The sequence below is a fragment of the Nocardia africana NBRC 100379 genome, assembly GCF_001612635.1.
GTDB classification, from domain to species: Bacteria; Actinomycetota; Actinomycetes; order Mycobacteriales; family Mycobacteriaceae; genus Nocardia; species Nocardia africana.
This window is the reverse complement of record NZ_BDAV01000010.1, coordinates 145,630-167,887: the sequence shown is the minus strand read 5'-3', so window position 1 is coordinate 167,887 and position 22,258 is coordinate 145,630. Positions and strand designations below refer to the sequence as shown.

Genomic DNA, 22,258 nt, shown 5'->3' with positions numbered 1-22,258 from the left:
CATCCCGTGTTCGTCCCGCCGGTTCGCGGAGCGGGGACGATCGGCGCGTGCGCATCGCTCAGCTGGCGAACTTCTACGGGCCGCGTTCGGGCGGGCTTCGCACCGCACTGCATCATCTCGGTGCCGGATACGTGGCGGCCGGGCACGAGGTGGTGCTGATCGTGCCGGGCGCGCGCCGGAGCGAGGAGGTCCTGCCCAACGGTGTCGTGCGGATGACCGTGCCGGCGTTGGGAATTCCGTGGACGGGCGGATATCGCGCCGCCGATCCCCGTCGAGTCGCGGATCTGCTGGCCGGGCTGGCGCCGGATGCGCTCGAGGTGTCGGACCGGCTGACGCTGCGCGGCTTCGGGCGTTGGGCCCGCCGCCGGGATATCGCGTCGGTGATGATCTCGCACGAGCGCCTCGACCGGTTGCTCGGTCAGGTGCTGCCCACCTCGGTCGCACGGCGGGCCGCCGACGTCGCCAATCGTCGCACCGCGGCCGACTACGACATGGTGGTCTGCACGACCGCCTTCGCCCGCGCCGAATTCGACCGGATCGATGCCCCGAATGTCGCGCTCGTCCCGTTGGGTGTGGATCTGGAGCTGTTCGCGCCGCATCGTCACGATCGGGCCTTGCGCGCGCGGCTCGGCGGATCGCATCTGGTGGTGCACTGCGGGCGGCTGTCGGTGGAGAAGCGGGTCGATCGCAGTATCGAGGCCGTGGATCAGCTGCGCCGGGGCGGGGTCAACGTGCGTCTGGTGGTCGCCGGGGACGGGCCGCGCCGCGACGCGCTGGTCCGGCAGGCGCGCGGCGTGGCGGCGCTGCCCGACGGGCGTCCGGGCGTGCATTTCGCCGGATTCATCGACGACCGAACACATTTGGCGACCCTGCTGGCCAGTGCGGATATCTCGCTCGCACCCGGGCCGCACGAAACCTTCGGGCTGGCGGCGCTCGAGGCACTGGCCGCCGGCACCCCGGTGGTGGCCAGCCGTTCCTCGGCGCTGGCCGATATCGTGACCGCCGAATGCGGGGCCGTGGCCGCCGACCACCCGTCGGCCTTCGCCGAGGCGGTCACCGATGTGCTGGCCCGTCCGGCTGCGCAGCGGCGGCGCGCGGCGCGTTCGCGGGCCGAACAATTCCCGTGGCCGGTCGCGGTCGCCGGGATGCTGTCGGTATTGCGTGAATTGTCGTAGTCGTGACGTGCCCGTGCGGCCCGGTACGGATGCGGTGTGTCGGAGAACACGTATGCTCCAGGGCGACGGAGATAGTCAGTCCGGATGCCGGCCCAGCACCGACATCACACCGCAGAGCATTCGAGGAACGGCGTGCGTGATCGCTTGAAGTCCGTGAGCGGCAAGAAGACTCTGGTCACCGGCGCGGCCAGCGGAATCGGCAGGGCGACGGCGATCGCCGCCGCCGCACAGGGAGCCGAACTCGTCCTGACCGATATCGATGCCGCCGGACTGGCGGACACCGTCGAGGAGATCGGGCGCACCGGCGGCAAGGTCCTGGAGTCGCGGGCTCTCGACATCAGCGATTACGAGGCGGTCGCCGCGTTCGCCCGGGACGTGCACGATCGGCACGGCAGCCTGGACGTGGTGATGAACGTGGCCGGCATCTCGGCCTGGGGCACCGTCGAGAATCTCGAGCACCGGCACTGGCGCTCGATGGTCGACGTGAACCTGATGGGCCCGATCCATGTCATCGAGAGCTTCGTGCCGGAGATGGTGCGGGCCGGTCGCGGCGGGGCGCTGGTCAACGTGTCCTCGGCGGCGGGGCTGCTGGCACTTCCCTGGCACGCGGCCTACAGCGCCAGCAAATACGGGTTGCGCGGCGTATCGGAGGTGCTGCGCTTCGATCTGGCCCGGCACGGGATCACGGTGCATCTGGTGGTGCCGGGCGCGGTGAACACCCATCTGGTGCAGACCGTCGAGATCGCCGGTGTGGACCGCGACGATCCGCGAATCCAGCGGTATGTGAAGCGTTTCCAGTCGCACGCCGCCTCGCCCGACCAGGCCGCGCGTGCCATCTTCCGCGGTATCGAGAAGAATCGCTTCCTGGTCTACACCTCGTTCGATGTGCGCTTCGGCTATTGGTGGGCGCGAAAGTTCGCCTGGCCCTACGAGTTCACGATGCGCCGCGCCAACGACCAGTTCAACCGCTTCCTGCGCTGAACGGGATTCACCCGCACATCTTCTCGGCGCACCCCGCCACGTCGGCGTCCGCTGTGATTTCTTCCCGGCCCGCCGGGGTGATTTCTTCCCGGCCCGCCGGCTCCTCGCAGCCGTCGTCCCGCGTGCAGTCGATGCTCACATCCAGCGTGCGTGCGCCCGGCCCCTCGTTGCCGAGCCGATCGTGATAGTTGACGATGCGGCAGCTGCCCAGGGACAGGCAGCCGCAGCCGATGCAGTCGGTGAGGCTGTTGCGCAGCCGGGTGAGCTGTTCGATGCGCTGATCGAGGTCGGCGCGCCACGTTACCGACAATCGTTCCCAATCCTTGCGATTGGGGGTGCGCCCCTCCGGTAGGGTGTCGAGAGCCTTGCGAATTTCGCTGAGCGGAATTCCGACGCGCTGCGAGATCCGGATGAATGCCACCCGGCGCAGAGTTTCGCGGGAATACCTGCGCTGGTTTCCGCTCGTGCGGCGGCTGGCGATCAGGCCCTCGCGTTCGTAGAAATGCAGTGCCGAGACCGCGACGCCGCTGCGTTCCGACAGTTGGCCGGGGGTGAGCTCCTTGGCTTGCCACGTCGTATGCTGCATACCTCAACGATACTTTAGGTTTTTGGTGACCGGGAGAGAACCGGGAACTTCGCCGCCGCACAGCGGGCCGATCTCGCCGGGCACCGGATCCGGCCCGGTCGGCGAACAATTCCGTGCCAACCCGGCGGCGGCCCATTACGGTCGGGATATGGGACCAGAGGCTGTGCCCCCGGCGCGACCGTTTTCCGTGACGACCGAGGTCGGGACGCTGCGCGCGGTACTGCTGCATCGCCCGGGCGATGAGCTGCGCCGACTCACGCCGCGCAACAACGATCAACTGTTGTTCGACGCCATCCCCTGGGTGGAGCGAGCCCAGCAGGAGCACGAGATCTTCGCCGACGTGCTGCGCGGGCGCGGCGTCGAGGTGCTGCTGCTCGCCGATCTGCTCACCGAGACGCTCGCGGTCAGCGGCGCCGGTCGCAGTATGGGCATCACCGCGGCCGTCGACGCCCGCCGCATCGGTTACGCCCTGGCCGAGGATCTCAAGACGTATCTGCGCGCGGTGCCCGCGCCGGATCTGGCGCGAATCCTCATGGCCGGCATGACCTTCGACGAATTGCCGTTCGAACCCGATGCCGCCTCCCTGGTGCGGCGCATGCACCACGGCACCGATTTCGTCATCGATCCGCTGCCGAATCTGCTGTTCACCCGCGATTCGTCGTTCTGGGTGGGGCCCAAGGTGGCCATCACCTCCCTGGCGCTGCCGGCCCGCGCCCGCGAGACCTCGCTCACCGATCTGGTGTACGCGTTCCATCCGCGCTTCCTCGGCGTGCGCCGGGCCTACGAATCGCATACCGCGCCGATGGAAGGCGGTGACGTCCTGCTGCTTTCGCCCGGTGTGGTCGCGATCGGAGTGGGGGAGCGCACCTCGCCGGCGGGTGCGGAAGCCTTGGCGCGCAGCCTCTTCGACGATGCGCTGGCCCATACGGTGCTGGTCGTGCCGATCGCGCAGAACCGGGCCACCATGCACCTGGACACGGTGTGCACCATGGTCGACCGCGATGCGGTGGTGATGTACCCCGGTGTGCAGAATTCGTTGCGCGCGTTCACCATTCGGGTCGACGGCGATTCGGTGCGGATGAGCGGGCCGGATCCGTTCCTGCCCGCCGCGGCCGAGGCGATGGGCATCGACAAACTCCGGGTCATCGACACCGGGCTGGACGGAGTGACCGCCGAACGGGAACAGTGGGACGACGGCAACAACACCCTCGCGCTGGCGCCCGGGGTCGTGGTGGCCTATGAACGCAACGAGAATACGAACACACGGCTGGCCGACGCGGGCATCGAGGTGCTGACCATTCCGGGATCCGAACTGGGTTCCGGCCGGGGCGGGCCCCGCTGCCTGTCGTGCCCGCTGTCGCGTGACGAGGTGTGAAAGCCGATGCTGGATATCCCGGTCGACCATCAATCGACGGTGCCGCCGTACGAACAACTGCGGCTGGGCATCGTCGCCCGGGTGCAATCCGGCGAACTGACCGCCGGCACCAAGATTCCGACCGTGCGCGCGCTCGCCGGGCAGCTCGGCTTGGCGCCGAACACCGTCGCGCGCGCGTACCGCGAACTCGAACAGGACGGTGTGCTCGAGACCCGGGGCCGGCTCGGGTCGTTCATCGCCTCCTCGGGTGATCCGACGCGCGACGCGGCCGGGCGTGCGGCCACCGAATACGTCGCCGTGGTACGCCGATTGGGTCTCGACGACGAGGCGGCGCTGCGCTACGTGCGGGCCGCGCTGGGCGAGACCCCGTAGCCGGATCGAACCTCAGCGCCAGCTGGGCAGCCAGAGGTGGTCGTGCCAGTTGGACGGCGTGATCGGCAGGGCGGTGAGAATGGGCCACAGCCAGATGAAGTTGGCGATCACCAGACCCAGATACAGGCACACCAGGAGTAGCCCGAGACTCCGGCGTTCGCCGGCCAGGGCGAACCATCGCCCCGACCGGGCCCGCACGAGCGGCGCCGGGCCCAAGATGTCGCCGAGCGTCAGGGCCAGACCCATCACCAGGAACGGCGCCATCGGGACCGCGTAGAAGTAGTACATCTGCCGGTCCAGGTCCGCGAACCACGGCAGCAGCCCGGCGCCGTAGCCGACCAGCATCGCCGCGTACCGCCAGTCGCGGCGGGTCGCGGTGCGCCACAGCGCCCAGGCGAGCATCGGCAGCGACAACCACCACATCGCCGGCGTGCCGATCAGCATCACGGCCTTCACACAGACCGGCTGACCGCATCCGGTCACACCGTTGTCGGCGTAGTAGTACAGCATCGGGCGCAGGCCCATCGGCCACGACCACGGCTTGGATTCCCACGGGTGATGGTTGCCGGCCGAATTGGTGAGGCTCTGATGGAATTTCAGTGATTCGGCCTGGTTGTGCCACAGCGAACGCAACGCGTCCGGAACCCACGACCAGGTGCCGCCGGTGCCCACGGCATTGCCCACCGAATAGCGGTCGTAGCCGTCCTCGCTGGCGAACCAGCCCCAGTAGGAAGCCAGATACACCAGCAGCGGAATCACCACCAGCGCGTAGACGGCGGGCCCGATATCGCGGACCACCGTACCGGCCCAGGGGCGTGGCACCCCGTAGGCCTTGCGCGCGGCCACATCGAAGCACACCGTCATCAGCCCGAAGAACAGGATGAAATACATGCCCGACCATTTGGTCCCGCACGACAAGCCCAGCAGCAGACCCGCCCCGAACCGCCACCATCGCACCCCCAGTCGCGGGCCGAAGGCGCTGAATGCTATTCGCCCCTCGGCGTCGGCCCGGGCGAGGCGGGCTCGCATCTCGTCGCGATCGACGATCAGGCAGCCGAAGGCGCCGACGACGAAGACCGCCTGGAAGATGTCGAGCATGCCGATGCGCGAGGAGACGAAGGTCAGGCCGTCGGCGATCAGCAGCACACCCGCGATCGCGCCGATCAGCGTGGAGCGGGTCATCCGCCGGGTGATCCGGATGACCAGCAGGACCAGTATCGATCCGAAGATCGCCGCGGCGAAGCGCCAGCCCCAGCTGGTGTAGCCGAATATCGCTTCGCCCAGGGCGATCATCTGCTTACCGACCGGCGGATGGACCACCAGCCCGTAGGCCGGGTTGTCCTCGACCCCGCCTCCGGTGAGCATCTGCCACGCCTGTGGCGCGTAGTGCTTCTCGTCGAAGACCGGAGTGCCGGCGTCGGTCGGGTAGTTCAGCATGGTGAACCGGGTGACCGCGGCGACCGCCGTCAGGAATATCGTGACCAGCCAGCCCCGGGCCCGGTCGGTCGGTCCGAAATCGGGTGCGGGGCGCAGCGGCGCCGGACTGGACAAGGCCGGGCCCGCGCCGATCGCCGGTCGCGTATCGGTCAGCTGGGTCACGCTCCGATCGTATGCGGTGTGCGGCGGTGGGCTGCGCGGCGGTGAGCCGACCCGCAGGGCGCACCTGCGGACTCGGGCGCGGTCCCGGCCCAGGGGTAGCGTTTGCCCGGACCGGGCGCGGATGCGCGGCGGCGGCCGGTCCGGATGGGTCGGCCGGCGGTGGAAAGGACGGCGATGGGCGAGCACGGCGGGCGGTTGGTGCTGGCGGCGACGCCGATGGGCGATATCGGTGATGCGTCGCAGCGGTTGCGCGACGCCCTGGCGAACGCGGACGTCGTGGCCGCCGAGGACACCCGCCGGACCCGTGCACTGGCCAAGGCGCTCGAGGTGGAGATCACCGGGCGGGTGGTGAGCTTCTACGATCACGTCGAGGCCGCGCGAATTCCGCTGCTGCTGGACGAGATCGAATCCGGTCGGACCGTCCTGCTGGTCACCGATGCGGGGATGCCCTCGGTCAGCGACCCCGGCTACCGGATGGTGGCGGCGTGTATCGACCGGGACCTGCCGGTGACCTGTCTGCCCGGCCCCTCGGCCGTCACCACCGCGCTGGCCCTGTCCGGACTGCCGATGGAACGGTTCTGCTTCGACGGCTTCGCCCCGCGCAAGTCCGGGCAGCGCAAGCAGTGGCTGGCGACCCTGGTCACCGAGCCGCGCGCGGTGGTGTTCTTCGAGGCCCCACACCGGCTCGCCGACTGTCTGGCCGATGCCGCCGAGGTCCTCGGCCCCGAACGCCGGGCCGCTGTGTGCCGGGAGCTGACCAAGACCTACGAGGAGGTCGTGCGCGGCGGACTCGGTGAGCTGGCGGCATGGGCCGTCGAGGGTGCGCGCGGGGAGATCACGGTGGTGGTCGAAGGCGCGCAACCGATTTCGGCCGATCCGGTCGATCTGGTGGACGAGGTGGAGGAGCTGGTCGCCGACGGGATCCGTCTCAAGGATGCGTGCGCACAGGTCGCCGCGCGCGCGGGCGGAGTGTCGCGCCGCGAACTCTACGACGCGGTCCTGGCCGCCCGCGCGTAGTAGCGCAGATCCGCTCGCCGGGCCGGGGAGCCCACCGCGCCGGCGCGCTTACACGCGCGCGACGACCGGCGCCAGTCCCAGCACCGTATTCGCGAATTCGATGAAGGTGGGCGCCATGTCGGGCACTCGATGCGCGCCCTCGCGGATCAGCACTCGCCGCGTGCGTTCGCCGATGGCGTCGGGGACCAGGGCGATCACCTCGTCCGGCAGTTCCGGGATCGCGGGATCGGCGGCGCGCGCCTGATCGTGGAAATTGCGGTACAGCGTCGCGAAGCGGTCCACCGCGAGATCGCGGAACTCCGCGGTCGCATCGCCGACGAGCAGCGATTCCACGAGGATGAGCCGCGCGAAATCCGGTTCGGCCGCCACCACCGAACAGAATGTGCTGATCATGGTGGCGATGCGCTGCCGCGGATCGGCGTCCTCGGGCAGATGCGCCAGCTCGTCCGCGATCCGGGTGCGGATGATCTCCACTCCGGTGTGCACCGCCTCGATGAAGCAGTGTTCCTTGTTGCCGAAGTGTTCGTAGAAGGTGCTGCGTGAGACATGGGCGCGGCCGACGATATCGGTCAGCGTGACCGTGGAAAAGCCTCGGGCGCCGACACATTCGACCATCGCGCCGATGAGCCGGCCCCGAGGGGTGCCGAGCGCCTGGGCGCGAACGCTGCGGTGGCGCTCGGCGAATTCCGCATCCATAACCCGGCTCCGGTCGCCTACTTCGGTTCGATGTACTTCGGGAACACCGGCTCCGGCGCGGGTAGGGCCAGTCCGGCCTCGATCGGCGTGGCGAGATCGGCGAAGGTACGCGCGGTCTGGCCGAGCTGGTCGAGAATCCGCCCGGCCGAACCCGGAATCACCGGCTGCACCAGGATCGACACGATCCGCAGTACCTCGAGGGTCACGTACAGCACCGTCGCCTCGCGGGCCACGTCCTCGGGCGTACCCGATTTGGCCAGCGCCCACGGCTGCTGTGCGGAGAAGTACTTGTTCGTCTCGCCGAGGGTCAGCCAGATCGCCTCGAGCGCCAGATGTATTTGCTGCCCGTCGAATTCGTCGCGGCAGCGCTCCAGCAGGCCGTTCGCGCGATCGAGCAGTTCCCGGTCGGCCTCGGTGAATTCGCCGGGAGTCGGGACGGCGGAATCGAAATCGCGCGCCACCATCTTCAGGCTGCGCTGCACGAGATTGCCGTATTCGTTGGCCAGATCGGTGTTGATCCGCCCGACGATGGCGTCGTGGCTGTAGGAGCCGTCCTGGCCGTAGGAGATCTCACGCAGCAGGAAGAACCGCACCGCGTCGAGACCGTACTGGTCGACCAACGCCAGCGGGTCCACCACGTTGCCGACCGATTTCGACATCTTCTCGCCCTTGTTGAACAAGAAGCCGTGCACGAAAACTCGTTTCGGCAATTCGATACCCGCCGACATCAGGAAGGCCGGCCAGTAGACGGTGTGGAACCGGGTGATGTCCTTGCCGATGATGTGCACATTCGCCGGCCAGAACCGTTGGAAGGCGGCCGAATCGGTATCCGGGAATCCGACACCGGTCAGATAGTTGGTGAGCGCGTCCACCCACACGTACATCACATGCGCCGGATCGCCGGGCACCGGCACACCCCAGTCGAAGGTGGTGCGCGAAATCGACAGATCCTTCAGACCCGCCTTCACGTAGCTGACGATTTCGTTGCGCCGGGTGGCGGGCAGGATGAAATCCGGTGTGGTCTCGTAGAGTTCGAGCAGCCGGTCCTGATATTTCGACAATCGGAAGAAGTAGTTCGACTCCTCGGTCCATTCCACCGGGGTCCGGGTTTCGGTCGCCAGGCGCGTCCCGTCCTCGGTGACCGTGGTCTCCTCTTCGGTGTAGAAGGCCTCGTCGCGCACCGAGTACCAGCCCGAATAGGTGTCGAGGTAGATATCGCCGTTGGCCTGCATACGCTCCCAGATCGCGATGCTGGCGGCGAGATGATCCTCGTCGGTGGTGCGGATGAACCGGTCGTAGGAAATGTCGAGCGCCTTGTCCATGCGTTCGAACACATCCGAATTGCGCGCGGCGTATTCCTCCACGGAGACGCCGGCGGCGCGCGCGGCCTGTTGCACCTTCTGGCCGTGCTCGTCGGTGCCGGTCATGAAGAACACGTCGTAGCCGTCGAGTCGCTTGAACCGGGCAAGCGTATCGGTGGAGATGTACTCGTAGGCATGGCCGATATGCGGCGCGCCGTTGGGGTAGGCGATCGCCGTTGTGATGTAGAAGGCCGGTGACGTGCGTTCGGGTGCGCTCATGGTGTGTCCACTCTAATCCGCCGCCGATAATCCCTCGCGTCGATATCCCGTCGTCCACTCGTCGCTCCCGCCGGGTTCACCTGCCGCTGGTGCGGTGTGTCTAATCTGGTCCGATGCCCGGTAAACGACCCGCACCCGAGCCGCCCGCACCGCTGTCGCCGTTGGTCGACGCCCACACCCACCTCGATGCCTGCGGGGCCGGGGACGCGGAATCGGTTGCCGCCATGGTGGATCGGGCCGCCGCGGTGGGTGTCGGCCGGGTGGTGACCATCGCCGACGACCTCGATGCCGCCCGCTTCGCCGTCGACGCCGCGCACTGGGATCCGCGCGTGTACGCCGCGGTCGCGCTGCATCCGACCCGCGCGAACGCTCTGGACGATGCCGCCCGCGCGGAACTGGAGAAGCTGGCCGCCGACCCCCGGGTGGTCGCCGTCGGCGAGACCGGGCTCGACTACTACTGGCCCGGCAAACTCGACGGCTGCGCCGATATCGACGATCAGGTGGAGGGCTTCCGCTGGCATATCGACCTCGCCAAACGGCTCGGGAAACCGCTGATGATCCACAACCGCGAGGCCGATCACGATGTGCTCGCGGTCCTGCTGGACGAGGGCGCGCCGGAGACGGTGATCTTCCACTGCTTCTCCTCCGACGCCAATATGGCTCTGGCCTGCGTGGCCGAGGGGTATCTGCTCAGCTTCTCCGGGACGGTGAGTTTCAAGAACGCGCACGAATTGCGCGAGGCCGCGACGCTGGTGCCGGACGAGCAGATCCTGGTGGAGACCGATGCGCCGTTCCTGACTCCGCACCCGTTCCGGGGCGCGCCGAACGAGCCGTACTGCCTGCCCTACACCGTGCGGGCCTTGGCCGAACTGCGCGAACAGGATCCGGCGGCACTGGCCGAGATCACGACCGCCAATGCCGAGCGGGTCTACCGGCTGCCGCGGCACTGAGGCCGCCCGCGTGCGGTGCGTCACATAAAACGCGACCGGAATGCGAGGTGTGCGCCAGTTCACTTACGATTGCGCGGTCGTGATATTTCCGCACTGTCGATATCGAATCGTGATGTGGAAATCCCCTGTTCCACGGCATGTAGTTGCCAGGGACTGACCCCCTCGTTATCGTATTGTGACCATGCCGGAGTTTCGGATATCCGCTCTCCAGCGGATCAACACGTCGCGCTCGCCGCTGCTCTACGCGGCGATCGCCGCGATGCTGATCACCCTGATCATCGGAGCGAGTCTGGCGATCGTCAGCCGTAAGACCGTCACCCTCGTCGTCGACGGTGAGCGCACGACCATCACCACCATGGCCGCCAGCGTGAAGGGTGTGCTCAAGGCCGGCGGCTACAAGCTGGCCGGCAAGGACTCGGTGTCGCCGTCCGGGGACGCCGACGTCACCAACGGCGCGACCATCACGCTCAATCGCGCCCGGCAGGTCTCGCTGACCTTCGACGGCAAGACCAAACAGGTGTGGACCACCGCGTACACCGTCGCCGACGCGCTGACTCAACTGCAGCTGCCCGGCGACGTTTTCGTTTCGCCCTCGCGTCCCACTCCGCTGCCGCTGCAGGGTGCCGCGCTGGCCGTCACCAGCCCGCGCACGGTGCAGCTGTCCGACAACGGCGAACCGATGAGTTACGTGCGGCTGGCCGCACCAACGGTCGGGGAACTGCTGCAGGTGCAGGGCGTGCCGCTGACCGGCGAGGACACCGTGGAGCCGGTGGCCGTCACCCCGCTGCACGACGGTATGAAGATCACCGTCACCCGCAAGCGCACCGAGAAGGTCACCGAACGCGAACCGCTCGACCCGACCGAGAACGTCATCGAGGACACCGACCTCAATATGAGCCGGACCATCGTCGAGAATCCCGGCAAGGCGGGGGTACAGGACGTCACCTACGCGGTCTCGATCGTCAACGGTAAGGAAGCCTCGCGCGAGCCCGTCGGACACACCGTCGTCGTCCCCGCCCAGCCCAAGACCGTCCGCAAGGGCGCCAAGCCGGGCACCGAGGTTCCGCCCGTGCGCGACGGTGCGGTCTGGGACGCGCTGGCCAAATGCGAATCCGGCGGCAACTGGGCCATCAACACCGGCAACGGGTACTACGGCGGCATTCAGTTCGACCAGAGCACCTGGTCGCGGCAGGGCGGCCTGAAGTACGCGGAGCGGCCGGACCTCGCCACCCGGGAAGAGCAGATCGCGATCGCCGAGGTGACGCGGGCCCGGCAGGGCTGGGGTGCCTGGCCCGCGTGCACCAGTCGTTTGGGGATCAGCTAGTCACATCAGCGCGCCGCCGTCGACGCGGATCTCCGAGCCGGTGATGTAGCGGCCGTCCTCGGAGGCGACCATGGCGACCACGCCCGCGACGTCGGCGGGTTCGCCCAGGGCGCCGCCGTTGAGCCAGCCGGTCAGGCGGGAGAAGAGGTTCCAGTCGGCGTCTTCGGGGGTTTGCAGATTGTTGGTGATACCGCTGGTGATGCCGCCCGGGACGATGTTCACCGCGCGCAGGCCCTTTTGTGAATACTCCAGCGCGACCGCATGGGTCATCGCGTTGACGCCGCCCTTGGACGCGGCGTAGGCGGCCATGTACGGGTTCGCCCCGAGTGCGGCGGTCGAGGAGAAGTTCACGATCACCGGATGGTCGGACTGCAGCAGGGTCGGGATGGCCGCCTGCATCATCAGGAAGGTGCCCGTGAGGTTGATGCCGATCACCTGATTCCAGCTCTCGAACGCCATCTCGTGGGTGTGCGCGGTGCGCATGATCCCCGCCGCGTTGACCAGCACGTCCAGTCCGCCGAGATGGTCCACGGCCGCGGCGACGGCGGGGCGCACCGATTCCGGATCGGCCACGTCGACGGTCACCGTATGGAGTCGCTCGCGATCCGCGCCCACTTCCGCGACGGTCTCCTTCAGCCCGGGCTCGGAGATGTCCATGCCCACGACCTGCGCTCCCTCGGCGAGCATGCGCACCACGATGCCCCGCCCGATGCCCGAGCCCGCCCCGGTCACCACCACCCGTCGTCCCTCGTGCCTGCGCATCATTGCGGCCGTCCTCTCCTGCTGCTTCGGAGGCGGTGAGACCTGATGTGCCACCGCCGGTTCCGCGAGTACACCGAAACTAGAACGTGTATCAATTGACGTCAACGCTCCGCGACGGACCGGCCTGGGAACTTCCGGATCGGGCGGTGTGTGCACCGTAAAATCAGCAGATCCCGACGATGTGAGGTGTCCCCATGCGGTTGTCGAAATGTCCGGCTCGGAGCCGTCTGGCGCTGCTCGCCGCGGCCGTGTTCACCGCGCTGGCGGCCGCCTCGGTCGTCGCGGTGCCGGAAGCCGCGGCCGAGCCGGCCGGAACGACGATGTCGGTCACCGCGCAGCCGGACGGCTGGCACGGTATGACCGGAGGGGCGCTGCTCGACTATCGGACAACGACTTCGCAGGGGGCGTCCGTCCCGGCCAGCGGTGCGGTGTTCCTTCCGCCGGGCGAACCGCCCGCGGGTGGCTGGCCGGTGGTGGCCTACGACCACGGCACGAGCGGGCTCGGCATGGGATGCAGCGGCATCTCGAATCCCCGTACCGCGCCCTACCCGTCGGGCCGCGCCAAGGAAGATCGCATCCTGCAGTACTTCCAGTCCAAGGGATTCGCGGTCGTCGCGCCCGACTATCTCGGGCTGGGCACGTTCGACACCGGGCCGCACCCGTATCTGGAACGGCAGTCCGAGGCGACGGCGACCATCGACCTGCTGCGGGCAGCGCGCGCGACGTATCCGCAGCTGTCGCGCACCTGGATCGCCGTCGGTGCGTCGCAGGGGGGCCAGGCCGCGCTGGGTACGGGTCGTCTCCAGCAGAGCTATGCGCCCGACCTGGACTTCCGCGGGACGATCGCGGTCGACCCGGAGTCGGATCTCGAGCACGTGCTGCCCATCGCCGGGCCGTGGGTGCCGAATATTCCGGAGATCGGCGACGGCAGCACCGCCTTCATCGCGGGAGTGCTCGTCGGGATGCGGGAGACCCGGCCCGATATCGACGTCGACAGCTATCTGAGCCCGCGTGGGCGCCAACTGCTCGACAGCATCGGCACCCTCTGCCTGGACGGGATGATCGCGCAGGTCAACGGCGCCTCACTGGGCGATCTGCTGTCGCGCCCCCTGGGCGATCCGCGGTTCACGGCCGCGCTCACCGACTATCTGGCCGTGCCCACGAGCGGCTACGACGCGCCGATTCTGTTGCTGCTCAACGCCACCGACCGAACCGTGCCCTCACCGCTGCACGCCGCGCTGGCCGCCCAACTGGCCGCGAACGGCGTGGACGCGCAATCCGTGGTCGGCACCGGGCAGCACTGCGATCTGAATCCGCAGATGTGGGCGGCGATCGACGCCTTCGTCGCGCGGGTGCAGTCCACGCCGTACCGGCCCTAGCCGCACTGATACCTTGTCGGGCGTGTCCGAACCTGTGAGCGAAGCCCGTGGCCTGGCCGAACTGCTCGGTCCCGCCGAAGTGCGGGTGCTGGCGGAGCGGTTCGGCGTGCGCCCCACCAAACAGCTCGGACAGAACTTCGTGCACGACGCGAACACCGTGCGGCGAATCGTGGCCACGGCCGGCGTCGGACGCGACGACGTGGTGCTCGAGGTCGGTCCCGGACTGGGCTCGCTGACGCTGGCGCTGCTCGACGTCGTGGACCGGGTCATCGCGGTGGAGCTGGATCCGGTTCTCGCGCAGCATCTTCCGGACACCGTGGCCGATCGCGCACCCGGGCTCGCCGACCGGCTGACCGTGGTCCCCGGCGATGCGCTGCGGGTGTCGGCCACCGATATCCCGGGTGAGCCGACGGCACTGGTGGCGAACCTGCCCTACAACGTCGCGGTACCGGTGCTGCTGCACCTTCTCGCCGAATTGCCCAGCATCCGAACGGCTTTGGTGATGGTTCAGGCCGAGGTGGCCGACCGCCTCTCCGCCGAACCCGGCTCCCGCATCTACGGCGTCCCCAGCGTGAAGGCCGGCTTCTTCGGCGCCGTCCGCCGCGCGGGAGCCGTGGGCCGCCAGGTGTTCTGGCCCGTCCCCCAGGTGGAGTCCGGACTGGTCCGCATCGAACGCTTCACCCAGCCGCCGTGGTCCCTCGACACCGCCCACCGCGAGCGGGTGTTCGCCGTCGTCGATGCGGCATTCGCCCAGCGCCGCAAGACATTACGCGCCGCCCTGGCAGGATGGGCGGGATCGCCCGCCGAGGCGGAGCGCCGATTGGTCGCCGCGGGAATCGCCCCGACCGCCCGCGGCGAAACGCTCGACACCGCAGCATTCGTCCGGCTCGCCGAACAGAGCAATTAGCTCACAGCGGGGAGGCTGAGCCGGACCCTGCGCGCACTACGCCTGCGATCTTGCCCCACGGCGGGCGGTCATGGCCGATGTCGTCGATTACCGTGGCCGCCGTTGTTGCCGGAAACAGGCTGCGCCTGAACGCACTGGACGACGGCTTCGTCCGTCAGAGCGACGGTTCCGTCGTGGCCCGGGGTTTCGATTCGGACGGCTAGCGGGCCTGTGGCCGGGATGTCCGACTCGGTGGGAAACCAGATTCGGCCCGCGTTTGCCAGGATGAGCAGCCCGTCGTGACCGCCGACCGGTGCGAAGCCGGGCAGTTGCGGTGGGAAGGGTGGGAGTTCGGCAGCCTCGGCGAGGTGACGTACGGTCTGCCGGACGTCGGCTACACCGATGCCGACCTCGCTGATCGACAACAGGCGCGGGGTCTCGCCCGGAGTGCTCGGCGCCGCTAGGTCGGCGTGGCGCGCAATCAATTCCAGCAGAATTCCGTCCGGCCCCCGGAAATACAGCGATCGGGAATTCCATCCTTCCGGGCCGTCGATGATGTCGGAGCCGCCGGCCGTGATCAATTCGGTCCGCTGCCGCAACCATCGGCGGGCCAGGTCGAAGTCGTGCGGCGAGATGCCGAAAGCGAGGTGGTGTACTCCGTCGAAGGCAGCGCCCGCTGACACTCTCAGTCTGCTGGAGCCGATGTCGACGACGATGCCGTCGGGCTCCGTGGTGACCGGAAGCTCGAGCAGATCGCGGTAGAACTCCGCCGTGGCGGCGAGATGTGTTGTGGTGAGCTCGGCTTCGAGAATCTTCATCGCGGTGCCCTTCGGTGGGAAACGGGAGCTCCCGACGCTAAAACCTGAACCATGGTTGAGGTCAAGGTCACGTGGTACTACGCGACTTCCCCACGCCGGGTGGCCAACTCGCCGTTCTGCATGCCTGGAGCGAACGCCTCGCACTCGGCCGATGCGATGCGGGCGCGATGATCACATGCGACTCGGATCGTGTGGGCGGGAGTCCGCGGTCGGCACGGGAGGCTGCACGTCGCGTGACCGGGCACCCGCCGTAGCGGTGGCGGTGGGGTCGTCTGCCGGCGGGGTGAACGGGATCGGCAGCGGTATCGGGGGAGTGACGGGGCGGTGACGCGTGATCAGGACCGAGTAGGCGCAGAGCGACGCCATCACGGCGAACCCGCCGCTGACCAGGATGTTCTTATTCGTGGAATTGCCACTGACGAAAGGGGTGCCGATGGCGAGGAGTATCGACCCCACGGCGCACAGTGCGAGGCTCCCCCGGAAGACCTGCTCTCTGTGGTCGTCGAGGGCGCGTGCGAGAAACATCGCGGCGATGCTGACGAACCAGATCACCAAACCGATCCCGAACAGGATGCTCATGTGGTCCCTGCCTTGTCCTCGTGCGCGGCCGGTCGCGGGAAACAGGCTGACCCGACAGCGCATTCATCTCTTCGGACGGAAAGTATGGCGGACCGGCGCGGGAACGCCGAATGTCCCGTCCGATCGGACGGGACATTCGGCGGATTCGGTCAGCGGAAGCGCCGCAGCCGCAGGCTGTTGCTCACCACGAACACACTCGACAGGGCCATGGCCGCACCCGCGAGCATCGGGTTGAGCAGTCCGGCCGCGGCCAGCGGAATCGCCGCCACGTTGTAACCGAACGCCCAGAACAGGTTGCCCTTGATGGTGCGCAGGGTGGCCCGGGAGAGCCGGATGGCCGTGCCGACCGTCCGCAGATCGCCGCGGACGAGCGTGATATCGCCGGCCTCGATCGCCACGTCGGTGCCGGTACCCATCGCCAGGCCCAAATCGGCCTGGGCGAGCGCGGCCGCGTCGTTGACGCCGTCGCCGACCATCGCGACGACCTTGCCCTGATCCTGCAGGCGCTTCACCACGTCGAGCTTGTCGGCGGGCAGCACCTCGGCGATCACCTCGTCGATGCCGACCTGGTCCGCGACCGTGCGGGCGGTGGCGGCATTGTCACCGGTCAACAGCACCGGAGTCAGTCCCAGCGACCGCATGTCCGCGATGGCCTCGGCGCTCGAGGCCTTGATCGCATCGGCGATGACCAGCACACCGCGCGCCTGCCCGTCCCAGGCCACCACGATCGCGGTGCGCCCGGCGGCCTCGGCCTCGGACTTGGCCTGTGCCAACGACTCCGGCAGCGTGATCGACCAGTCCGTGAGCAGTTCGGTGCGGCCGATCACGACCGCGCGCTCACCGACCAGACCCTGCACGCCCTTACCGCCGTGGCTCACGAACTGCTGTACCGGCTCCTCGGCCAGACCCTGTTCGGCGGCGCCGCGCACCACCGCTCGGGCTACCGGGTGTTCGGATCCGTGTTCCACCGCCGCGGCCACGGCCAGCAGCTCGTCGCGATCCTGGCCCTCGGCGGGGATCACCTCGGCCAGCGACATGGTGCCCGTCGTGACGGTTCCGGTCTTGTCCAGCACGACGGTGTCGATGCGCCGGGTCGATTCCAGCACCTGCGGCCCCTTGATCAGGATGCCGAGCTGTGCGCCCCGGCCGGTGCCGACCAGCAGTGCGGTGGGCGTGGCCAGGCCGAGCGCGCACGGGCAGGCGATGATCAGCACCGCGACCGCCGCACCGAAGGCCACCGCCACCGCGGCCCCGCTGCCCAGCCAGAAGCCCAGGGTGGCAACCGAAATCGCGATCACGATCGGGACGAACACGCCGGCGACCCGGTCGGCCAGCCGCTGTACGGGTGCCTTGCCGTTCTGCGCGTCCTCGACCAGCGCGGCCATCTGCGCCAACTGGGTGTCGGCGCCGATGCGGGTGGCCCGCACGGTCAGCACACCACCGGCGTTGACGGTCGCGCCGATCACCGGATCGCCCGGGCCCACCTCGACCGGCACCGATTCACCGGTCAGCATGCTCATGTCGACCGCAGAATTCCCGTCGGTGACCACGCCGTCGGTGGCGACCTTCTCACCCGGACGCACCAGGAACAGATCGTCGACGCGCAACTCCGACACCGGAATTCGGTGTTCGGCGCCGTCGCGCAGGACCGCCACATCCTTGGCGCCCAGTTCGAGCAGCGCCCGCAGTGCCGAACCGGCCCGCTCCTTGGCCCGGGTCTCGAAATACCGCCCGGCCAGGATGAAGACGATCACACCGGCCGCGACCTCGAAGTAGATGTTCGACGCCGAAGCGGAACGCTCCACCGCGAAGCTGAAGCCGTGCTTCATACCCGGCATTCCGGCATCGCCGAAGAACAGCGCGTACACCGACCACGAGTAGGCCGCCAGGGTGCCCAGCGAGATGAGGGTGTCCATGGTGGCGGTGGCGTGCCGGGCATTGATCCAGGCGGCGCGATGGAAGGCGGCGCCGCCCCAGAACACGACCGGTGTGGCCAGCGTCAGCGAAAGCCATTGCCAGTTCCGGAATTGCAGTGCCGGAATCATCGCCAACGCGATGACCGGAATCGCCAGCGCGAGGCTGACCAGCAGTCGATGCCGTAATTGCCGGAGCGGCGAGTCGGTGGAAACCGCTTCGGCCGCAGCGGTTTCCGCCGGACGGGTGTCGTGGACGGTGGCGGTGTAGCCGGTGTCGACGACGCGTTCGATGAGTTGATCCGGCGTCACCGTCTCGGGGAAGCTGACCTTCGCCTTCTCGGTGGCGTAGTTCACCGTGGCGGTGACGCCCTCGATCCGGTTCAGTTTCTTCTCGATGCGTGCGGCGCAGGAGGCGCAGGTCATGCCACCGATATCCAGCTCGACGGAGCGCTCTGTCGTGGGCGCGCTCATTGGTGACCTCCTCCGTGCTCTCCGTTGTCGTGCTCGTTGTCGTGGTGCCCGCTCTGCTGCCCGGCTACCGCCTCGGCGGTGAATTCCGCGGTGTGAACCGCGCCGCCGTGGGCGAAGTCCAGATAGAGCCGGAAGGCGCCGGTACTGGGCGCTTGGGCGTGGAAGGCGACCCGCGGCCCGGCGGGTGTCGAGCCGACCTCTCCCTCGGGATGAACATGAAGGTAGGACAGATCGTTCCCGCGCAGTGCGACCAGATGCCCGTAGGCACCCAGATAGGGTTGCAGATCGGTGACCGGCCGCCCGTCGCGGGTGACGGTGAATCCCACCTCGCCGCCGCCGGTCGACAGATCGCCGTCCATGTTGACCTGGTAGCCGTCGACGGAGGCGGTGCGCGAGACCGGCGGCAGGGGCCGTTCGGCGGCCGCGCCGGCCACGGTGACGGTGCGGCTGAGCACCAGTTCGTCCGGTGCGGCGGCGGGCCGGGAATCGGCGAAGATGCGGTAGGTGCCCGGCTGGGCCCACGTCCAATCGATCGACCAGGTGCCGGTGTCGTCGCGGACCGGGTGCACGTGCCGGTACTCGGTGGCGTCGGAGCGGACCGTGATCAGATGCAGGTCCTGTTCGTGGAGATCGGCGTACTCGGTGACCGGTGCGCCGTCGGGGCCGGTGATCCGGAATCGGAGGGTGCCGGGAGCTCGGGGTTCGGTCGGTGCGGTCACCTCGGAGAGGGTGTAGCCCTCCTGCGTGGCCTGAAGTCCGGTGCCGTGGCCGGGGGCCGGCTCGGTGGGATCGCCCACCAGGGCGCCGATGCCGAGCGCGGCCCCGAACAACACGACCAGTCCGCCGCCGAATGCCGCGAACTTCAGTCTGTCGTTCATTCAGCTCGCCACCTGATATCCCGCCTCGTCGACGGCGGCAACAACCTCGGCGTCCGTCAGCGGTGCGGCGGATTCGACCTGGACGCGGCCGGAGGCGAGGTCTACGTCGACGCTGGTGACGCCGTCGATCTTGCCGATCTCCTTCTGCACCGACGCCACGCAGTGGCCGCAGGTCATCCCGGTGACGGTGTAGGTGCTGGTAGCCATGATCGCTTCCTTCGCTCGCTCTTATACGGTGAGGGGGTATCCCCTGACGTCAATGAACATACCCCCCATGGGTACCTGACGCAAGGGGGACGACGGGGAATTTCCGGCGCGGTGACGCGCATCTCCGCCGATACCTGTCTGTGCTGGTAGCCGCCCCGTCATCGGCCCATAGGCCGGGCGTGCCCGGCCACCGGTGCCCCGGCGCGTCCCGGTGCGCGGGAGCCCCGCGTCGCGCGGCAAACCGACCGTTTGCCGCGCGGACGGATAACCTAGCCCCGTGCTGTCTGTAGTACCCAGTTCCGTGGTTGTGCGCGCCCCCTCCAAGGTGAACCTTCATCTGGGGGTCGATGACCTGCGTAGCGACGGATACCACGAACTGACCACGGTGTTTCAGGCACTGTCGCTGGCCGACGATGTGCGTATCGCCCCGGCCGGATCGCTGGCCGTGAGCGTGCACGGGGAGGGCGCCGCCCAGGTGCCGACCGATCGCACGAACCTGGTGTGGCAGGCGGCCGTCCGGCTCGGGCATCTGGCCGGCCGCGCTCCGCTGGTCGAGATCGAGATCGAGAAGGGCATCCCGGTGGCCGGGGGGATGGCCGGCGGCAGCGCGGATGCCGCCGCGACGCTGGTGGGGCTCAACGAGCTGTGGGGCCTGGAGATGTCGCGCGACGAGCTGGCCGATGTCGCGGCCGAGCTCGGCAGTGATGTGCCGTTCGCGCTGCACGGCGGTACCGCACTCGGCCGCGGCCGCGGCGAGAAGCTGCTTCCGGTGTTGTCGCGCAATACTTTTCACTGGGTGCTGGCATTGGCGAAAGAGGGGCTGTCGACGCCGAAGGTGTTCGGCGAACTGGATCGGCTGCGCGAGAACGGCGATCCGCCCCGCCTCGGCGACCCGCAGGAGTTGTTGCAGGCCTTGGCCTCCGGCGACGCCACCCAGCTCGCGCCGTTGCTCGGCAACGACCTGCAGGCCGCCGCCTTGTCGCTGAATCCGGCCCTGCGCCGCACCCTGCGCGCCGGTGTCGAGGCGGGCGCCCTCGCCGGAATCGTCTCCGGCTCGGGGCCCACCTGCGCGTTCCTGTGCGGTAGCGAAGACGATGCGGTGGAGGTGTCGGCCGAACTCTCCGGCGCCGGGGTGTGCCGCAGCGTCCGCACCGCGACCGGGCCGGTGCCCGGGGCGCGGGTGCTGGCCGACGGGCGTCACTGACAGCCGATGACGTCCCTCAGGCGAGGGCGTCGGCGAGGCGGTCGACTTGTTCCGGGTCCCGCCCGTAGCAGTAGAAGATCACCTCGTCGGCACCGAGATCGGCGAATTGTTGTGTGACCGTGCGGACATGCTCCGATGTGGTGAGCATGCCCTCGACCATGAATTCGGCGCGGCCGCTGAATTCGTAGTAGGACGCCATGGCCGAGCGGGCCTCGCCGATCGCCGCGTCGGTGCCGAGTGCGACGTTGACCTGGGCGACGATGCGCGGTGAACCGGGCCTGTCGTATTCCCGCCAGAAGCGGTGCACGGTGTCGAACAGGCCCGGCGCCCAGGAGGGTGCGGCCGCCGCGAGGAATCCGCCGCCCCAGCGCGCGACACGTTCCAGGGCGGCGGGCTGGAATCCGCCGAACAGCAGTTCCGGCCCGCCGGAGGTGTGCGGTCGCGGGCCGATCGCGGCGCAGCTGTCGCTGTAGGGCTCACCGGACCAGAGCCGGCGCATCGTCGCGACCTGCTCGTCCAATCGCTTTCCGCGCGTCCGCAAATCCGTCCCGGACGCTTCATGGTCGTCGGCGCGACCACCGACGCCGAGCCCGAGGGTGAACCGGCCGCCCGAGAGCCGGTCGAGCGTGGCGACCTGCTTCGCGAGCAGCGCGGTCTCCCGCAGCGGCGCGATGAGCACTTCGGTCTGCAACCGGATCCGCTGCGTGGCTCCGGCCAGATGCGCAAGTGTCACAAGGGGTTCCGGATTGTCGTAGACCAGCCGGTCGAGCAATCCCAGAGTGGAGAACGGGCCCGATTCGGCCCGCTCGGCCCATTCGGCGAGTGATCGCGGGTCGGCGATCGGCAGCCCGATGCCGACCTTCGCGCCGTGGGCCGGGCGTATCGCTTCAGGCTGCCGGGACGTCTCGGATGCGCGGTCGCTGGGCATCGAAACGGGCGACGAGGGAGTGGTGGCATGGGGCGAGCCGGTCATGAGAATCCTCCGAATGTGTGGTCGACAAATCAGCGCCGCCCCACTCCGCGCCTCACGAGGCGGGGTTCCCGCACTACGGCCATACTTCTGGAGAACCCGTTCGGATTGCAGGCAGACTACCTACGTCTCAACGAGTTTCGCAATTGCAGTGCCTTCCGCAACCGCGACGTCTTTCGGGACAGGCAGCTCGAGATGACCGGCTCCTGCGCGCGGCCACGACCCGCGCGGCTGTATGCCCTTCTGGCAGCGGAGACCGAGCGCGCCGGTGATCCGGTGGGGAGATGTGGCTCGTCTTCGATCGCAACAGCTACATCTTCGCCGCGGGCCTGTTCGCGCGGCAGCCGTTGCCGCAGTCCTGGTACGACCTCGGAAGTCGGCATACGAGTGCGGGCCGGCCGGTCCGGACGTTCCGCGGAAGGCACGCGCCACCGATGTGCGGCCGGTCGGAAGGGCGCAATCCCGAGCAGCGCAAGCGCCGGGGCCCGGTTCACCCGCGCCGGAAGTGCGCACCCTCGTGCCGTAATGTTCAC

The 22,258-nt window shown here is 68.6% G+C and carries 21 protein-coding genes; 10 read left to right on the top strand and 11 right to left on the bottom strand.

What is annotated here, in order from left to right:
• The first annotated feature begins 47 nt into the window (after nt 1–47).
• Together NA3_RS17925 and NA3_RS17920 are read left to right on the top strand one after the other, a co-directional pair.
• On the top strand, nt 48–1,175 hold the full coding sequence (locus NA3_RS17925; RefSeq protein ID WP_062964777.1) for a glycosyltransferase: 1,128 nt from the start codon (nt 48–50) through the stop codon (nt 1,173–1,175).
• A gap of 84 nt (nt 1,176–1,259) precedes the next feature.
• The gene (locus NA3_RS17920; RefSeq protein WP_062964776.1) at nt 1,260–2,156 is read left to right on the top strand and encodes an SDR family oxidoreductase; all 897 of its coding nucleotides are present in this window, start codon (nt 1,260–1,262) and stop codon (nt 2,154–2,156) included.
• Between the two features lie 7 nt (nt 2,157–2,163).
• Here NA3_RS17920 and soxR read toward each other — a convergent pair whose 3' ends face one another.
• Nucleotides 2,164–2,742, bottom strand: a complete 579-nt coding sequence (gene soxR / locus NA3_RS17915; protein ID WP_084491653.1) for a redox-sensitive transcriptional activator SoxR — start codon at nt 2,740–2,742, stop codon at nt 2,164–2,166.
• Nucleotides 2,743–2,890: 148 nt separating this feature from the next.
• On the opposite strand from soxR, the gene arcA reads away from it, so the two are divergent.
• Together arcA and NA3_RS17905 are read left to right on the top strand one after the other, a co-directional pair.
• Nucleotides 2,891–4,117, top strand: a complete 1,227-nt coding sequence (arcA, locus tag NA3_RS17910; RefSeq protein ID WP_062964972.1) for an arginine deiminase — start codon at nt 2,891–2,893, stop codon at nt 4,115–4,117.
• Between the two features lie 6 nt (nt 4,118–4,123).
• A complete protein-coding gene (locus NA3_RS17905; RefSeq protein ID WP_062964775.1) occupies nt 4,124–4,489 on the top strand; it encodes a GntR family transcriptional regulator in 366 nt (121 codons plus the stop codon).
• Between the two features lie 12 nt (nt 4,490–4,501).
• Here NA3_RS17905 and NA3_RS17900 read toward each other — a convergent pair whose 3' ends face one another.
• Nucleotides 4,502–6,088: a dolichyl-phosphate-mannose--protein mannosyltransferase gene (locus NA3_RS17900; protein ID WP_062964774.1), complete on the bottom strand. Its 1,587-nt coding sequence runs from the start codon at nt 6,086–6,088 to the stop codon at nt 4,502–4,504.
• Between the two features lie 174 nt (nt 6,089–6,262).
• Here NA3_RS17900 and rsmI point away from each other — a divergent pair, with 174 nt between their 5' ends.
• Nucleotides 6,263–7,105: a 16S rRNA (cytidine(1402)-2'-O)-methyltransferase gene (gene rsmI, locus NA3_RS17895; protein ID WP_062964773.1), complete on the top strand. Its 843-nt coding sequence runs from the start codon at nt 6,263–6,265 to the stop codon at nt 7,103–7,105.
• 48 nt (nt 7,106–7,153) lie between these two features.
• Here the strand turns inward: rsmI and NA3_RS17890 are convergent, their stop codons facing one another.
• Nucleotides 7,154–7,801: a TetR/AcrR family transcriptional regulator gene (locus NA3_RS17890; RefSeq protein WP_062964772.1), complete on the bottom strand. Its 648-nt coding sequence runs from the start codon at nt 7,799–7,801 to the stop codon at nt 7,154–7,156.
• Between the two features lie 17 nt (nt 7,802–7,818).
• Nucleotides 7,819–9,381 (bottom strand): methionine--tRNA ligase, encoded by a 1,563-nt coding sequence (gene metG / locus NA3_RS17885; protein WP_062964771.1) that lies wholly within the window; start codon nt 9,379–9,381, stop codon nt 7,819–7,821.
• Between the two features lie 113 nt (nt 9,382–9,494).
• Here metG and NA3_RS17880 point away from each other — a divergent pair, with 113 nt between their 5' ends.
• Nucleotides 9,495–10,331 carry a TatD family hydrolase gene (locus NA3_RS17880; protein WP_062964770.1) on the top strand — a complete coding sequence of 279 codons (837 nt, stop codon included), beginning with the start codon at nt 9,495–9,497 and terminating at the stop codon, nt 10,329–10,331.
• 196 nt (nt 10,332–10,527) lie between these two features.
• The gene (locus tag NA3_RS17875; RefSeq protein WP_062964971.1) at nt 10,528–11,655 is read left to right on the top strand and encodes a resuscitation-promoting factor; all 1,128 of its coding nucleotides are present in this window, start codon (nt 10,528–10,530) and stop codon (nt 11,653–11,655) included.
• Here the strand turns inward: NA3_RS17875 and NA3_RS17870 are convergent, their stop codons facing one another.
• Entirely contained in the window at nt 11,656–12,417 is a 762-nt protein-coding gene (locus NA3_RS17870; protein ID WP_062964970.1) for an SDR family NAD(P)-dependent oxidoreductase, read from the bottom strand.
• A gap of 194 nt (nt 12,418–12,611) precedes the next feature.
• Here NA3_RS17870 and NA3_RS17865 point away from each other — a divergent pair, with 194 nt between their 5' ends.
• Together NA3_RS17865 and rsmA are read left to right on the top strand one after the other, a co-directional pair.
• On the top strand, nt 12,612–13,796 hold the full coding sequence (locus NA3_RS17865) for an alpha/beta fold hydrolase (RefSeq protein ID WP_062964769.1): 1,185 nt from the start codon (nt 12,612–12,614) through the stop codon (nt 13,794–13,796).
• 22 nt (nt 13,797–13,818) lie between these two features.
• Entirely contained in the window at nt 13,819–14,703 is an 885-nt protein-coding gene (gene rsmA / locus NA3_RS17860) for a 16S rRNA (adenine(1518)-N(6)/adenine(1519)-N(6))-dimethyltransferase RsmA (RefSeq protein WP_062964768.1), read from the top strand.
• Nucleotides 14,704–14,771: 68 nt separating this feature from the next.
• Here the strand turns inward: rsmA and NA3_RS17855 are convergent, their stop codons facing one another.
• From NA3_RS17855 to NA3_RS17835, 5 genes are all read right to left on the bottom strand, one after another.
• The gene (locus NA3_RS17855) at nt 14,772–15,500 is read right to left on the bottom strand and encodes a VOC family protein (RefSeq protein WP_062964767.1); all 729 of its coding nucleotides are present in this window, start codon (nt 15,498–15,500) and stop codon (nt 14,772–14,774) included.
• Between the two features lie 171 nt (nt 15,501–15,671).
• Nucleotides 15,672–16,079: a hypothetical protein gene (locus NA3_RS17850; RefSeq protein WP_062964766.1), complete on the bottom strand. Its 408-nt coding sequence runs from the start codon at nt 16,077–16,079 to the stop codon at nt 15,672–15,674.
• A gap of 149 nt (nt 16,080–16,228) precedes the next feature.
• Entirely contained in the window at nt 16,229–18,466 is a 2,238-nt protein-coding gene (locus NA3_RS17845; protein ID WP_062964765.1) for a heavy metal translocating P-type ATPase, read from the bottom strand.
• Nucleotides 18,463–19,344: a DUF8832 domain-containing protein gene (locus tag NA3_RS17840; protein WP_062964764.1), complete on the bottom strand. Its 882-nt coding sequence runs from the start codon at nt 19,342–19,344 to the stop codon at nt 18,463–18,465. Before NA3_RS17840 ends, NA3_RS17845 begins: the two co-directional genes overlap by 4 nt.
• Entirely contained in the window at nt 19,345–19,551 is a 207-nt protein-coding gene (locus NA3_RS17835; RefSeq protein ID WP_030515214.1) for a heavy-metal-associated domain-containing protein, read from the bottom strand.
• Nucleotides 19,552–19,828: 277 nt separating this feature from the next.
• Between NA3_RS17835 and NA3_RS17830 the strand changes: the two genes are divergently transcribed.
• Nucleotides 19,829–20,755 carry a 4-(cytidine 5'-diphospho)-2-C-methyl-D-erythritol kinase gene (locus NA3_RS17830; protein ID WP_062964763.1) on the top strand — a complete coding sequence of 309 codons (927 nt, stop codon included), beginning with the start codon at nt 19,829–19,831 and terminating at the stop codon, nt 20,753–20,755.
• Nucleotides 20,756–20,771: 16 nt separating this feature from the next.
• On the opposite strand, the gene NA3_RS17825 is transcribed toward NA3_RS17830, so the two are convergent.
• Complete coding sequence (locus NA3_RS17825; RefSeq protein WP_227995562.1) at nt 20,772–21,728, bottom strand: LLM class flavin-dependent oxidoreductase; 957 nt, start codon at nt 21,726–21,728, stop codon at nt 20,772–20,774.
• Between the last annotated feature and the right edge of the window lie 530 nt (nt 21,729–22,258).